We start from the raw sequence: 14,013 nt of genomic DNA on the forward strand, positions 1-14,013 counted from the left end.
CCGTTCGACTGCGGTCCGGGCAGGATGCCTTCCGTGAACCATGTACTGTGCGGCCTCGCCGCCAATGAGGCTCTGCCCGTCGAGCTGGTCGACCGCCTGATCGCGGTCGCAGACGCGGACATCGCCGACGGCCTCGCCAGTCGCACGAACCTCAGCCACAAGCAGGCGGTCGACCTGGCCACCCGGGTCCAGGAGAGTGCCGTGCGACTCGCGTACGAGGGCCGGCTGACCGCTGCCGACGTCGACCCTCTCACGCAGCCGCAGGCTGCGCTCGCCCTGCTCGACGAGCGTTGCGGTGACCTGGAGTGGGCGCGGCTCTTCGCTGCGGACCCCGACGTCGAGAGGCGGGCAAAGCTGGCCGCCTGTCCCGAACTTCCGGCCGATGTACGGGAGATGCTGGCCGATGACCCGGATGTACGGATCGTCGCGGAGCTCGTGTCGCAGACCGAGGATGCTGACCTGGCGGCTCGCCTCGCACGCCACCCGCATGCCGAGGTCCGCCGCACAGCGGCGGCCAACGAGGCGACACCACCACAGGTCCTGGCCATGCTGATCACCGGCGAGGGGCTGCCCCCGGCGGAGCGGTGCCTGGTCTGCGACATCGAGGAGACGCCCTACGTACACGATCCGCACTGTCCGCAGCCCGACTGCGACCTGCTCTCCGGTGCCTGGTGCACCGGCTCGCACGAGTCGACCCTCCACGAAGGCGGAGCAGGCGCTGTGGAACCCGGTCACGCCGATCGAGGCGCTCGTCCAGTTCGCCGACCATCCTTCGGAGCTGCTGCGCGCGTACGGGCCGGGCAGCAGGCCCGCCTCGCACGGCCGGTACGCGCTGATCGGACAGCCCGAGACCCTGGTCATCCTGGAGCGGATGGAGGCCGCTCCGTTCCTCCTGCGCGGCCGGTGGGAGAAGCAGTTGGAGACCGTCTTCCTGGACAACCTTGAGTTCGCGTGGGGGCCGCGCATCCGAGTCAGCCGGTGAGCAGCCGGGAGCGAGCAGCGGGGCCGGGCAGGGTGATCCTGTCCGGCCCCGCTGTTGTCGGATCAGCCGAAGTCGAGAGTGTCCTGTGCGAAGTCGGCCGGGGCCGGGGTGGGCGGGGGCGCCGGCAATCCGTCCGGGCGGGCGGCCCTCCAGCGTTTGGCCAGCTCGTCCTTCCAGTCCTTCGGCAGGGGCCACGGCACACCCCAGGCGGCGAGTCCCGAGGAAACGCATCGAACGAATCGTCGGCGAGGACCAGGAAGAACGGAAACACAAGCTGGGCGCCTGGATCAGCAACCAGCGCAGCCGGGCCGTCGCCCTGACACCGGACAGGACTGAGCAGCTCTCCGCGATCGGCATGCGATGGGTGTGATGGTGGGTGTTCTCGACACCTGGTCAGACGGGATCGGTGAACGAAACTGGCTTGCCAGCGGCTCGGGCATAATCCACTTCCCTGCTCGTGGACTCGCCGATGTACCCGCCAGGGTTGACGACCAGAACCCGGTCTGCCAGGTCGATCCTGCGCAGATGAAGAGCGCCCAGCGCATTCTTCTGCCCCTCGGTGAGCGGCCCGTCCGCTTCGCTCGGCGCGACAGCAATGATCCCCTCGAAGGCCAGATCCCGATTCACCGCACGCATCTCCTCAACGAACCGGGCGGATCCACAGATGCAGACAATCTCAGGTCGATCGGGCACAGGTCATCCCCTCGCTCGAACGGGACACCAACGCGCACGTCGGTACGGCGTTGGCAGGAGGTTAGTGGGCGGCACTGACGGCAGCCAGGTCGCCGGGTAGTGCCGGTGTCGTCGGGTAGTGCCGGTGTCGTCGGGTAGCCGGGTCACGTTGCCTGACCCGGCTACCCGACCACTGACCTGTCGCATCGAAGGTTGCTCGATTCTCACTGAACCCCGGTGATGGCAGTGGGCTCGTCTCGGTGAAGCTTGTATGTCACCAGCGAGGTTGAGCCTGCAGTGTCTCCCGGGAACGCGGGAACGGTCGTTACCGCAGTCAGTGGCGCGGGGTGCGCGTCTGGTAGGTGTGGCTGAGCGCGGCGAGGTCAGCGCGGGCTTGCTTGCGCAGGCGCCGGGGCTCGTCGTGAGCGGTGTCGAGCAGGTGCAGGGAGGGAAGCCGGCGGAAGCCGATGCTGGGCCACACGCCGTCGAGGACTGTGGAGGGCACGGGCGACCACCGGGTGTCGGCTGTCGGCGGGTGATCCGGGCACGCGTTGGTGTACGAGTCCGTGACCACTGCGCAGCAGCCGTCGGCCAGGGCCCAGATCGCTTCCGCCAGCAACGCGGCCTCGACCCCGGTTCCATGCCACTCGGCCGCCAGGCAGACGTTGTGCACGGCCAGTACATCGCCGTCGGTGGACGAGACCATGTCCGCGAACCTCGCTCGGGGGCTGCCGTCCCAGTCGAGCAAGAACCGGGAGAGCTCAGCCAGCCAGTGGTCGTCACCTTCGGCGGCCGTCGGCGGAGCGCAGTCCGACACGTTGTCCCTCCGCAGCCGGTACAAGGTCATCATGCCGACCTCACCGCCCGTGGTCCGGCCGCGAAACTGAGGAGCGACGACCGTGACCGTCCACTCCTCGACCGCGTCGTACTCCGCGCTGGCCAAAACCGGCTGGACTTTCCGATGCACGAGAGACAACCGCCCGGGATCAGCGGGCAGCTCGTGGATCGGGAATCCGTTCGGGGTGGTCATGATCAGCGAGAATACCCGCCCATCCCTGCTCGCAACCGGTTCACCCCGACCCGTAAAGCAGGAAACCGACGTACCGAACCTATTCGTCACCAAGGCTCCGTGAGAATCGCGCAACCTTCAGTGCGACAGGTCAACAGGTGATGTGGTCGGGCACCCTAGTTGGCCACTTTGAGCAAGCTACTTGCCCATTCGTTCCCGCGTCTTGCCGGCTTGCGGGGCACCGACACGGCTGGATCACCAGTCACTGCGTCTGGTCGGCATCCCAATCGACGCGGGTCTCTGCGGCAACTGGCAAGGATTCGAGCACTTCGTCAGCCAGGAGCAGCTCGGCAGTCTCCTTCGAACACCCGACATAGGTGGACCGGAGGTCGAAGTCGGTTGTGACGACCCAGGCGCGGTTGTTGGGCCACCAGAACTCCGGGCCGCTGTCTCCCACAAGGTCCATCATGGAATCCCGCAGACTCCCCAGGTCAGCCAGTGGAACGTGATGGATGAGGGGCTTGGCGCCATCGGTCCACAGCAGCGCCGCCAGGTCATAGGCGAAGTAAACGGCCTCGTCCCCAGAGGCCGTGATCAGCAGTGATGCAAGCGCCTGTCGACTCTGGGAGTCAAGCGCCCCATCCTGCGCATAGAACAGTGACCTGCCCGTGCTGTCGCTCTCACCGCCCCGCAGCGACCAGTGGGAAAGCTCGGCGTGGAAGGGCACACCCGACTCCCTCGCCGACGCCTGCCAGGTGCAGCTACGGCCCGAGCCGTCCCTGGCCTCGAACCGATGAAAAATCCGCACATACGCCTCGAAGCCACGCGGGACGATCTCCGACACCACGTGGCCCGGCCCCGGCTCTGGGCGACCAAGCCGCTCCTTGAGCCAAGCCAGCTGCGTACCCTCATACGTCCATTCCCGCGCCTTGGTCATAGCGGATATCCTGACGCCTGTTCTCGCAGTCATTGCAGGTGGCGGCGAACGCTTAACGTCCGTGAGGACATTCACGCCCTGGCCAAGTACGGCACTCAGCGCGGCCAACTAGCGCGCTCAGCGGCCAACCGCGGCGCTCAGTCACACATTGTCCTGTCTCGCTGAAGGCTGACCAATCTCACCGAAGATTGATCAGTTCAGTGCCGTCCGATCAGCGCAGGCAGGCAAGTCGCAGCAAGGCTTCGTTGCGGACATCGGGATCCTTGTCCGCTACCAACGTCCGAAGCTGCACGATCAGCTCGTCGCTGTCCTGGCCCGTCGCCCAGCGTGGGTCGCAGTCCAGCTCCGCGGCGAGCTGATCGGCGGTTCCCTGGTCGGAGGCGACTGCACGGGCGGCGAGCACGGCACGCACGCCGGCCAGATCCCTTCGAGCCAAGAGAGCCACCGCGGTATCCGAAGTCACCCCGGTGTCCTGGGCGTCGAGCAACAGACGATGCAGGACACCGGCGACACCCTCAATCTGCGGTGCTGCCGCCAGACGTCGTCCGGCAGCAGCCCTCACAGCCCAGTCCTGCGATTCCGATGCCACGAGCGCGTCGCGAAGCCCTTGCTCAGTGAAGTCGTTCACTCCACCAGACTGCCAGCGGGATACCTCGATCACGCGTCGCTGAGACTGGCTGCGTAGATCTCAACCGAGACCGCTTGTCGATGGGTTCCGGCATCACTCTCCGTCCGGAGAGCGCAGGAATATCGGTGAGAAGTAAGAGCACCTGCCGTGGTGCGGGCTCTCTGTGACCACGTGCGGAGGCAGCCCGGTCCGTGGCAGTATGACGGCATGTTGATCCGAAAGGCCGATGCCACGTAGGCGTCCGAAGGGGCTGCGCGCGAAGCGTTGGCGGCCCACAAGAGGGATTCCGGTTCGCCGGGTCCGTGGTGTGTCTGCGGCGACTCGCGTAGCGATCCGGAAGTTGGAAGAGGACCGACTATGGCCAGGGGCTGTGGCTGCTGCCCTGGCCGAGTGCCAGCGGTATCTGAAACAGCCAGGGCGCGTGCTGCCGGATCCGGTGATGGGCTGCGAGTGCTGTGATCCTCTCGTGGCGCGAGACCGCCTGGAGGACGTGCTGCTGTGGCTTCCCCGTGGTGCTCGGGAAGACCTTGGCAAGCTCGTCTCCAGGCTCGATTCCGAATTCGACCGCCGAACTGTTTCCCTCAGTCCTCACCTCACGCTGACAGGTTCGTCGGGTAAGTGCGGGTGGTGGCGTCGGCGCCTTCTGGAGAACTGAGGGTCCGGGTGGTTCCTCGCCACTCAGCCGTCTGGCTTCGTTCACGTGAAGTGGCTGTGGCTCAACTTCTGGGCTCTGTCGCTGATTTGGGGGTCGTGGCCTCTTGATCATGGTGAGAGCAGGATGCGGCGTCGTAGGAGGTCGAAGTTGGCGCGGCCGTACATCTGTCTCTTCAGGAGCTTGATCCTGGTGACGTTGCCCTCCACTGCTCCGGACGTGTGGGTCGTGGTGAGGGCGGCCTGGATGGCTGCGCGATCGCGTCGCATGCCGTTGGCAAGAGTTCGGAGTTCGCGCTGTCCGTCGAGGCGGACGTCGGCGATCCAGACGTCGAGAGCGAGGTGTTCACTGCGGCGTTCGCGGATCATGAGTGCCAGGCGGCGCGCGTACTCGACGGTCGTTGCCAGTGCGGGATTCCGCTCGCACAGTTCGTCGAGCCCCTTCCGTTCAATATCGGTGAGGTGCTCGGGCCGGCGCATGATCCAGTCGGTGACCCTGCGGACGGTCAGGTGCGGCAAGGGAGCGGTGACCGGGATCGCGCCGTTGCGGTAGGGCTGGAGGTGCCGGCGGACGGTGTTGACGTCGCCGCGGTAGCCCAGCCGTTGGATTTCCCGGGTGAGCGCGGAGGCGTTGGTGCAGCCTTCCATTCAGCGATGGTGCAGGTAGACGCGGTAGTCGTCGATCAGCGCGGGTCGGTGGATCGCTGCGAGGAGAAGTTCGTCGACTTCTGCGGCCTGCGCGAAGCGGTTGACCGTGCCGCGGCTGAGCTTGAGGTCGCGCGCGATGGCGCGAAGGCTGTCACCGCGTTCGATGCGCTCATGGATCTGCTGGTGGCGATCGCGCGTGCGGGAGACCAGAGGTCGAGGCCGTCCGTGGATGTCTAGCTCTTCGCGGTCGCCGTCTTCAAAGGACAGGCCGTCTTCGGTCCGGCCATCGTGCGAGGTGAGGGGCTGCCGCAGGTCAACGCGATGCCGTCCGATGACGCGTTCGACTGCTTGCGCCAGGTTGTTCAGAAGGTGCCAGGCATCGGCAACCTGCATGGCCTGAGGGGCACCGACTTGTGCCCCGTCCCGGTAGGAGCCTGCACGGTCGCGGCAGACGATCCGGACCTCAGGATGGTCCCGCAGCCAGGAAGCGAAGGTGTCTGCGGCCCGGTCAGCCAGGACGTCGATCGGATGGTGGGTTGCCATGTCGATGAGGATGGTGGCGTAGGTACGTCCCCTGCGAACGGCGAAGTCATCGACGCCAAGATGCGGCACCGGTCCCGACGAAGGTAGCGGCAGCCTACGGATCAGCCGGAGCAGTGTGTCCTTGCAAGTGTCGATGGTCATGCGCTGGAGCAGTCGAGTGCCTGGCCGGCCACCCAGGAACAGGGCCACGTTGGTGAGCTGGGTGGTCAGGGCGTCGGTGCGGCGTGCGTGGCGATGCGTCAGGCCCGGTATCTGTTCGGCGAACGTCCGACGGTCACAATGCCCGTTCCCGCACACGAGCCGACGCGCCCGAAGCCCGATCCGCACACGTCGGCCAGCGACCGGACGATCCGTAAGAGTCCGCTGGTAGTAGCAGTGCACTCTCGAAGATCTCCGCCCGCATCCAGGACACGCAGCCGACACGGCCCCTGACCGCACGGCGACCCGGACCTCCACATCCGTCAGCACCACCTGGTCGACCTCCGCCGCGACACCCGGCAGAAGAAGATCCCCGACCTGAACCCCACCCATCACATTGGATAGCTGCCCAACTACCCCCAAAATTGAGACAGAGCCCAAAACCTGAGCCAGAGCCCGTGAAGTAACAGCGATTGGTCAGCACTTGGGGCAGCAGTGCTGCGGATGTTCACCAGATACGGTTCTGGCCCCGGAAAGTGAGCCAGAACCGCTACCCGTGAACAAAGGTCAAGAGCCGGAACCCGCGACTCGGAGCTCCTGGCCCGCTCCATGGGCGGACGGCCCACACCCCGCCCCGCTGGAGCCGACCCGGTCAGCTCGCGACGGCGAGTGTGCGGGCCGGGCCGCCGATTCGTTTCCAGGCGGCGCCGTCCCATTCCCAGATCGCCCTCTGGTCGTGGTCGAGGCGGTAGACACGTTCTGCGCGTCCCCCGAAGCCTGCTCCGGCGTCGCCGATGCGGGCCCAAGTACCTTCGCGGTAGCGCCACATGCCGCTGTCCATGCCGTTGGTGGCGAACAACTCCGTGGAACTCGCGTAGATGGTGGTGGCCGCGCCACCGACCTGGTTCCATTTTCCGGCTTCGCCGGTCCATCGGAAGACCGCGCTTCGTTCGGGGTTGAGCCCGTACAAGTGCTGGTTCGTCACGGCGAATTCGGCCCCGGCGGTACCGGCGTACGACCAGGTCGAGCCGCTGCCGCTGTAGGCGAAGATCCGGCCGTCCACCGGATCGGTGGCGAACAGTCCCGCCCCGCCGCCGTAAATGTGTCCTGCTGGCCCGCCGATCTGCCGCCAGGTGCCGCGCTGCTTGTCCCAACGGTGGACGCCGCTGTGGTCGTTCGCCAGCCGGTACAGGTTCGTGCCGCTGATGGCGAAGCCGGCGGCCCGGCCGCTGACGACCTGCCAGCGACCGGGTTGGCCGCTGTAGCCCTGCAGCTCGCCCGTTACCGGGTCGGTGGCGAACACCCCGGCGGGTCCGGCATAGAGGTCCTTGGCCGGACCGCCGATGGCTGACCACTGGGAGCCCGTCCCGCTCCACTGGACGACTGCTTTGCCGTCCGCGGCTATGGCATAGACGCCGCTGCCCTCGGGTGCGGCGACCTCCACGCGTCGAGGGGGCTCGGCGGCCGGGGCCCGCAGGCTGGGCACGGCGGGAGCCGGGAGTGCTGGTTGTGCAGGGCCGGCGACGGGGCCGCGTGGCCGCGAAGGACGTCGCGATGCCGAGGGCAGGGGCCCGGCAGACGTGTCCGTCGCGTATTCCCGCACGATCGTTCCCGGCACGTCTGTCGATGGTGATGCGGCCGTGGGACGAGGCGGCGGCTGCCGTGCGGGTTCCACAGATGTGGCCGTCACGCCGCAGACCAGGATGAAGGCGGCGAGTATCAGCGCGTGGACCAGCCTCTGCGGTCTGCGTGGCCCACGGTCCCCATGGCCGGTAGTGCCGAGCCGCACCAGGTCGCGCCTCACGCGGACCACGGCACTGACGCCAGTCGGCCGGGCGCCTGCCAAGCGGAGTTCCCGGGCCGCGGGGTGCTGTGGGACGGCGAGCGGCAGGCGGCGAATCTCCACCTCAGTGCCCGCTGCGCTCACCATCTCGTCGCGAGGGTGCGGGATGTTCTGCGGTGGCCGCCAAAGGACCAGCGCCTTCCCCGCCGGGCTGCTCCCGGCGGGGTTCTCGTCATGTGCGGTGGCCGTGGGCGTCGGCCGCGGACGCGCGGACGAGTGGTCGACGCGTGCAGCCTCGGCGACGGACAGCGCCTCTCTCGACGCTTCCCTCCGTGTGCGGCCGGCCGTGCGGTCCCTCTCCTTGAGAGCCGCGTCCAGCTCCTTCTGCAATTTGGCCGTCAGGCCGAGCAAGGTGCGTACAGCCTCCTCGGAACGGGCGAGTTCGGCGTTGGCGTGCTGAGTCTCGCGCAGCAGTTCCCGCGTCCCGGGCGTGCGGACCCGGTCGGCCGTCGGAAGGATTTTTCCCGTTTCCGCCGCACATGCCGCGGCATGTAACTGCCGTGCCCGGCGCCACAGTTCGGTGCGGCTCCTTTCATCACGCACCCGGTGCGCTATCACGTGTTCCAGGAGCGCCAAGGGAATTATTTTCGTCCCTGAGCGGTAGTCGCTCCAGCTGGTCTTCCCGGCCCCGTATGACCGCGCCAGCTCTCGGACCGTACGGCCTTCCGTCATGGTCCGCAGAAAAACCGCCAGCGCATTCGCCTGCGGCGTTTCCCCTCGCGGCTCCCCTTGCAGACGTCCCGCCCTGCCCATTCGAGAACCCCTCTGCCTCCGCGCGGGCACCGTCCCTTCACCCGCCTCGTCCAGTGCGATGCCCAGGAGATCAGACGACGCCCCACCCGCTCCAGCACTTGCTGGGACAACGTGGCCCGTGCGTGGCCTGATTCCGCGACCATCGGCAGCGCTCCGGTCTCCGTCCGGCGGACAACGGCCCTTTGTCCGCGGGCGAGCTGCGACTTTGACTCACATCGTGGACGGACAATCCCGTCACCCCGAGTCTGGGATTGCGTCCAGCGGAACACGCTCGCTGAGGCAAGGCAAGAACCTTCCCAGATCGTCACGGAACAAGAAAGGAGGTTGTTGGTGGAGGAGTTGCCTGGAGAAGACGAGGGTTTTTTTCGACCGGCAGCCGAGCCGATATCGAAAGGCGGCGCGGGAGGTGCGAGCGATATCGGACGTCAAAGGCGCGTGCGAAATCGCAGAGCGGTATTCGGTGTGGTCGCCCTGCTCGCGGCGGGGGGCACCATCGCGGCCGTCGGCGCAGGTGGGAAAGAGACTCACGAGCCGAGCCGGGTTCAGCCCTCGCACTCCTCCTTCGGCGAGCCACTGCGGGAGGCGACCGGGGCGGAGCAGGATTTGCTGCACTCGGCCGAACAGCTCCTGCTGCGCGATTGCATGAAGGACATGGGCTTCGCCTATGTGCCGGTTCCACGCCAACCGCTGCGCGACGCCCGGCAGTTCCCGTACGTCGTCGACGACGCGCCCTGGGCAGGCCGGCACGGCTACGGCAGTGACCTGGACCGCGCGAGCGAGGAACTCCGCACCGACGATGCCAATGAACGCTACTTTCAGAGCCTGCCCAAGGAGCGCCGGGGTCCGGCCGTCATCGCCGCCAATGGTCCTCGGCCGGTCGGGCTGACGGCGCGCACACCGGACGGCATGGTGATCACCCACAGCGCCCAGGGGTGCCAGTCACAGGCCCAACGGACTCTCTACCGCGACCTGCCGGCGTGGTTCCAGGCACGCGTGACCATGGACTCGCTGCCGGCGCTGCGCGGCGCGAAGGTCACCGCCGACAGCGAGTTCCGCAGCGGCACGCAAAGGTGGTCCGCGTGCATGCGGGCCGCCGGATACGCGTTCAAGGATCCTGCCGCAGCCCGTGCCTCGTTGCCGCCTTCCGACCACCCTTTGCCACACGAGCGCGAGGTCGCCATGGCGGTCGCCGAGGCGGGCTGCGCACAGACTTCCGGTCTCGCGGCGACTGCCGCCCGACTGGACCAGAAGTACGACGCAGAGCTGAGGAAGCAGTACTGGGGCCAGGTCAGCACATGGCTCCGCCTCCGCCTGTCGGCACTGCCCCGTGCCCGCTCGGTCGCGGCAGCGGACACACATCGCTGACATGCCGGAGCCTTCGGCACCCGCGAGCACCCCACACCCGCAAACCCACCCAAGGAGCAACGTGCTTTCTCTACGAACCGCATGCGTCGGCGCGACCCTGACGGTCCTGGCCGTCATGGCCACACCCGTCATGGCCAACGCCACCGAAACAGCACCGGCACCGGAGGTGACGTCGACAACGACGGCCGCCAACCCGCCGGACGGCAAGTTCCACACCTACCTCGACACCTGGTACCAGAACGAGTGCGCCGCCTGGCCGACCGACACGGCGTCCTGGGGAGCGTGCAAGAACACCTCGGCATCGGTATGGAACCTGCGCTACCCCGGCTTCAATGACGACGTCTGGGTGTACTGCAACAGCAATTACGGCGGCGCCGGACGCGGGATCTACAACGGGGCGGGGCTCCCGGACCTGCACGACTGGAGGTTCGGCACAGGCGGGTCCTGCTCGGGCGAGCAGATGTGGCACAACATCGCGTCCCACAAGTTCGTCAACCTCCCCTGAACCACCGGTGCCGGCACCCGCAAGCCGTGCCGGCACCGGTCCTCCACCCCTCAACTGGCCGCGCCATGAATGACGTTGGGCCCGTCCCACGCCTCGACCAGGCGCAGCAAGCCGTCCAGTTGGTATCGTCGGCGTCTTCGCCAGCGCCCGCCGGCCCTTCCCTTGGAGGACACCCTGCCTGACAGGGCCGGCCAGGACGAACTGCCACCGGACTCCATCAGTGCTGTGGAACCGTTCACCACGGCGAAGCACAGCTTCGAGGTCCCTTCCAGGTAATGGAGCAGACCCAGCAGCAACTCGCCGTCGGAAATTGAGCCGGCCGAGGCCTTCGCCAACGAGGCGGTGGTGCTGGCGCAGGGGGCCAGGGCGGTCGCACGCCGCTACCGCCCCTCGCAGCGCCACAGTAATGCCCTACCCGTAGTCCTTCATCCGGAATGTCCCGACCGGGGAGAACGGGCCGGCTGGGGCGGCCGTCGCGAACACTTCAGCCTTGTACGAAGCCGGCAGGGCAGCAAACGGTTCCAACACCAGCAGGAGCCCCGGGCCAAGGCCGGGCCGGGCGGAGGCCCTGGGTCGGAGCGCTTCCCGGATCTTCGGCTGGGGTCCCAGGCCCTCAACCCTCGTAATCATTTTGAGGTTGCGCCAGAAACGCTGCTCGGGAGTCGACTCGAAGACGGATGGGCATGTCCCGGTGGTTATGCCTACTGAGCAGAGTCCAGCAGACAGAACCCGCACTGCCTAACCGGGCCACCGCCGAGCTTCGCGCGGACAACGGTGCCGGTCTGCCCGGCCGGAACACCGCCCACCCAGGTCAAGGAACCGCAGCGGAAGGATCAGCATCAGCTAAAGCGATCTTGTGCGGCCGACCCGGGGCTGGGAATCTGCCGGGGACTGATCACCCAATGGCTCCTGGGGGCTCCCTTGAAGGTTCGTCACGCCCGCACTCGTACGTTCCTGGCCGCGTCCGCGGTTCTCGTTTCGTCCCTGGCCTTTGTCACCTCGGGCCCGGCGGGCAGTGCGAGCGCCCAGGCGCATCCCTGCCCGCAGGACGACGGTCAGCGCGTTTCCCTCGGCACCCCCGTCAACATCTGGGACAGGCAGGTGAACGGGGCGCCGTGGAACAACACCGACACGTCGATCGGCATCCTGTACGTGGGCTACATCCCCAAGTGCCGCCAGGTGTACGCCGAAGCACACCTGAACGCGACGGGCGCGGCAATCATCGACCGGGCCGACGTGTACGTCGCGGACGAGCGCAACAACTCCGAAGGCCACGTCACGTTCACCAACATGGGCAACGGCTTCCTCACATCCGGGTTCGTGTCGATCGACGTGCCGGAGTACGACGCGGGCTCCGTGTACGCCGCGCCGAAGTGGTTCAGGTCCGCGCTGAACTATCACGAGCGTCTGGGCTGCTCCGCCATCGTCACGTCCGGACGGCACCAGTTCTCCGACGGCGGGAACTCCAATGACGGCAACGGAGCCACCTGCTCACACGGCTGACCCGACCCGCCGGCGGGAGACCGGCGAGGTCGCCACCGCGTACGGCGTGCGCAGGGAACCGTCGGATGTGACCGCAGGCGGCCAGAGCTACCCGCTGCGGCTCCGCTGCCTGGCCGCGAGCACCACACCACCGACATCTCCTGCCTCCCGGACCGGGAGACGTACCACGCCGGCCTCCCGCACAGCCCCCAGAAGCTGACGTCTGCCTTCGAGACGGACGCCCCAGCCTCCCGCGAGGCCATGCCCCTGGCGGGAGGAGATCAGCCAGGTCCGGCGACCGGTCAGCCGCGTCAAGACGGACCTGGACGATCTGAGCGCATGACCGGGCGCAGGCCGAACACGCCGTCCCGGTGCACCGGGTGGTGACCGCGGTCGGCCCTGAGAGAGGAGAGCGGTGCGGGCTGCGGGCCCTACGGCGACTCGGGGAACTCGATCCTCCTGGCACGGTGGAACCAGGCCACGAACACCACCAGGACCGCAGCACAGCCGCCGAGCGTCATAACGGCCGAGGGAGAAGAGTGGTCGATGACGACGCCACCCGTCAGCGCCCCGATGGACAAGGTGGCCTGGAACGACGCCGTGAACACGACCGAGGATGCCTCCGGGGAGGCGGGGCTGGCCCTGGCGAACCAGGTCTGCGAACAGACCGGCACGGCGCCGTAGGCGATGCCCCAGACGACCAGCAGAGCCACCGCCCCCAGGTCCCACCGGCCGAGCACCGGCAGCAGCAGGGTCACGCAGGCGATCATCGCCGCGGCCGCCGCGAACGTGGCCCGCGGGTATCGGGTCACAGCGGCCCCGCCGAGGAAGTTACCGACGATGCCCGCGACTCCGTAGACAAGCAGATAGACCGTGATGAGTCCGGAGCTCACATGGGTCACCTGCTCCAGAAAGGGAGTGACATAGGTGTAGGTGCCGAAGTGAGCCAGGACGATCAAAAAGGTCAGCACCAGCGCGAACCGGGTGTTGATCCCGCGGAACATGCCGCTCAGCACGTTCAGGCGCGTCGCCCGCACCGCCGGGAGCGCGGGCACCACCAGGAGCAGCATCACCAACACCGCGATGGTGAAGACGCCCATCACGAGGAACGTCGTCCGCCAGCCCGCGACGTCCCCGATGAAGGTGCCGAGCGGGACACCCAGCACCGAGCCCAGGGGCACCGCCGAGAAGATCACCGAGGTGGCCCGGCCAACCCGCTCCGCCGGTACGAGCCGGCCGGCGAGCCCCGCCCCGATGGACCAGAAGCCGCCGATGGTGATGCCGACCATCACCCGCGAGACAAGGATCATCCAGTAGCCCGACGCCGCCGCGGCCAGGAAGTTGGCCAAGGCCAGCAGCAGGATGAACGCGCCGAGCATCACCCGCCGGTCGATACGCGCGGTAGCCACGGTCACCACCGGCGCGGACACCGCGGCGAGGAAGCCGGGCATGGTCATCATCAGCCCGGCCATTCCGTCCGAGACGGCGAAGCTGGAACCGATCGATGTCAGCAGACCGATGGGCAGGATTTCGGTGGTGACAATCGCGAAGATCCCCATCATCACTGAGGTCACGGCCAGCCAGGAGACCAGAGGTGAACGCAGGGCCGGCGCCGCGGAGGCATCGCTGGAGGTAGTGGTTGCTGTGGACATCAATCCCGTCCCGTACTGGACATGATGTGGGGTGTGCCCATGAGTCCAGCAGGGACGACGGCCGGCGTCCGGCAGATTCACGACACCAACCACCGGCATCCAGGATGACGTCGCATTTCCGCGAGGCGCCCCCCGACGGCCGAAAGCCGAGACGCCACCACGAGCGACCACCTATGAAACGCCCAGAGTGCCGTCACGCGTGATG

At 67.5% G+C, this 14,013-nt stretch carries 13 protein-coding genes and 1 pseudogene; 5 read left to right on the forward strand and 9 right to left on the reverse strand.

The window, feature by feature from the left end; all coding sequences use genetic code 11:
• Nucleotides 1-33 precede the first annotated feature (33 nt).
• Nucleotides 34-787 (forward strand): annotated as a pseudogene (locus ACFYZA_RS30630) (hypothetical protein); the annotation flags it as partial.
• A gap of 280 nt (nucleotides 788-1,067) precedes the next feature.
• Nucleotides 1,068-1,352: a helicase associated domain-containing protein gene (locus ACFYZA_RS30635; protein ID WP_388493920.1), complete on the forward strand. Its 285-nt coding sequence runs from the start codon at nucleotides 1,068-1,070 to the stop codon at nucleotides 1,350-1,352.
• A gap of 23 nt (nucleotides 1,353-1,375) precedes the next feature.
• On the opposite strand, the gene ACFYZA_RS30640 is transcribed toward ACFYZA_RS30635, so the two are convergent.
• The 7 genes from ACFYZA_RS30640 to ACFYZA_RS30670 all read right to left on the reverse strand — a co-directional run bounded on the left by ACFYZA_RS30640 (nucleotide 1,376) and on the right by ACFYZA_RS30670 (nucleotide 7,694).
• On the reverse strand, nucleotides 1,376-1,618 hold the full coding sequence (locus tag ACFYZA_RS30640) for a hypothetical protein (RefSeq protein WP_388493922.1): 243 nt from the start codon (nucleotides 1,616-1,618) through the stop codon (nucleotides 1,376-1,378).
• Between the two features lie 370 nt (nucleotides 1,619-1,988).
• Nucleotides 1,989-2,684 (reverse strand): hypothetical protein, encoded by a 696-nt coding sequence (locus ACFYZA_RS30645; protein WP_388493924.1) that lies wholly within the window; start codon nucleotides 2,682-2,684, stop codon nucleotides 1,989-1,991.
• A gap of 241 nt (nucleotides 2,685-2,925) precedes the next feature.
• Nucleotides 2,926-3,600: a hypothetical protein gene (locus ACFYZA_RS30650; RefSeq protein ID WP_388493925.1), complete on the reverse strand. Its 675-nt coding sequence runs from the start codon at nucleotides 3,598-3,600 to the stop codon at nucleotides 2,926-2,928.
• Nucleotides 3,601-3,811: 211 nt separating this feature from the next.
• Complete coding sequence (locus ACFYZA_RS30655; protein ID WP_388493926.1) at nucleotides 3,812-4,228, reverse strand: hypothetical protein; 417 nt, start codon at nucleotides 4,226-4,228, stop codon at nucleotides 3,812-3,814.
• A 762-nt stretch (nucleotides 4,229-4,990) separates the two neighbouring features.
• Complete coding sequence (locus ACFYZA_RS30660) at nucleotides 4,991-5,527, reverse strand: transposase (protein ID WP_388493928.1); 537 nt, start codon at nucleotides 5,525-5,527, stop codon at nucleotides 4,991-4,993.
• The gene (locus ACFYZA_RS30665) at nucleotides 5,528-6,601 is read right to left on the reverse strand and encodes an ISL3 family transposase (protein WP_388493929.1); all 1,074 of its coding nucleotides are present in this window, start codon (nucleotides 6,599-6,601) and stop codon (nucleotides 5,528-5,530) included.
• A gap of 259 nt (nucleotides 6,602-6,860) precedes the next feature.
• Nucleotides 6,861-7,694, reverse strand: coding sequence for a hypothetical protein (locus ACFYZA_RS30670; protein ID WP_388493930.1), 834 nt, complete (start codon nucleotides 7,692-7,694; stop codon nucleotides 6,861-6,863).
• 1,440 nt (nucleotides 7,695-9,134) lie between these two features.
• Here ACFYZA_RS30670 and ACFYZA_RS30675 point away from each other — a divergent pair.
• Together ACFYZA_RS30675 and ACFYZA_RS30680 are read left to right on the forward strand one after the other, a co-directional pair.
• Nucleotides 9,135-10,169, forward strand: a complete 1,035-nt coding sequence (locus ACFYZA_RS30675) for a hypothetical protein (protein ID WP_388493932.1) — start codon at nucleotides 9,135-9,137, stop codon at nucleotides 10,167-10,169.
• A gap of 61 nt (nucleotides 10,170-10,230) precedes the next feature.
• On the forward strand, nucleotides 10,231-10,674 hold the full coding sequence (locus ACFYZA_RS30680; RefSeq protein WP_388493933.1) for a hypothetical protein: 444 nt from the start codon (nucleotides 10,231-10,233) through the stop codon (nucleotides 10,672-10,674).
• Between the two features lie 50 nt (nucleotides 10,675-10,724).
• Here ACFYZA_RS30680 and ACFYZA_RS30685 read toward each other — a convergent pair whose 3' ends face one another.
• Nucleotides 10,725-11,009, reverse strand: coding sequence for a hypothetical protein (locus ACFYZA_RS30685; RefSeq protein WP_388493935.1), 285 nt, complete (start codon nucleotides 11,007-11,009; stop codon nucleotides 10,725-10,727).
• A gap of 586 nt (nucleotides 11,010-11,595) precedes the next feature.
• Between ACFYZA_RS30685 and ACFYZA_RS30690 the strand changes: the two genes are divergently transcribed.
• A complete protein-coding gene (locus ACFYZA_RS30690) occupies nucleotides 11,596-12,177 on the forward strand; it encodes a hypothetical protein (protein WP_388493936.1) in 582 nt (193 codons plus the stop codon).
• Nucleotides 12,178-12,587: 410 nt separating this feature from the next.
• On the opposite strand, the gene ACFYZA_RS30695 is transcribed toward ACFYZA_RS30690, so the two are convergent.
• On the reverse strand, nucleotides 12,588-13,808 hold the full coding sequence (locus ACFYZA_RS30695; RefSeq protein ID WP_388494191.1) for an MFS transporter: 1,221 nt from the start codon (nucleotides 13,806-13,808) through the stop codon (nucleotides 12,588-12,590).
• Between the last annotated feature and the right edge of the window lie 205 nt (nucleotides 13,809-14,013).

It is taken from the genome of Streptomyces sp. NPDC001828 (assembly GCF_042892175.1).
In the GTDB taxonomy this organism is placed as follows: domain Bacteria; phylum Actinomycetota; class Actinomycetes; order Streptomycetales; family Streptomycetaceae; genus Streptomyces.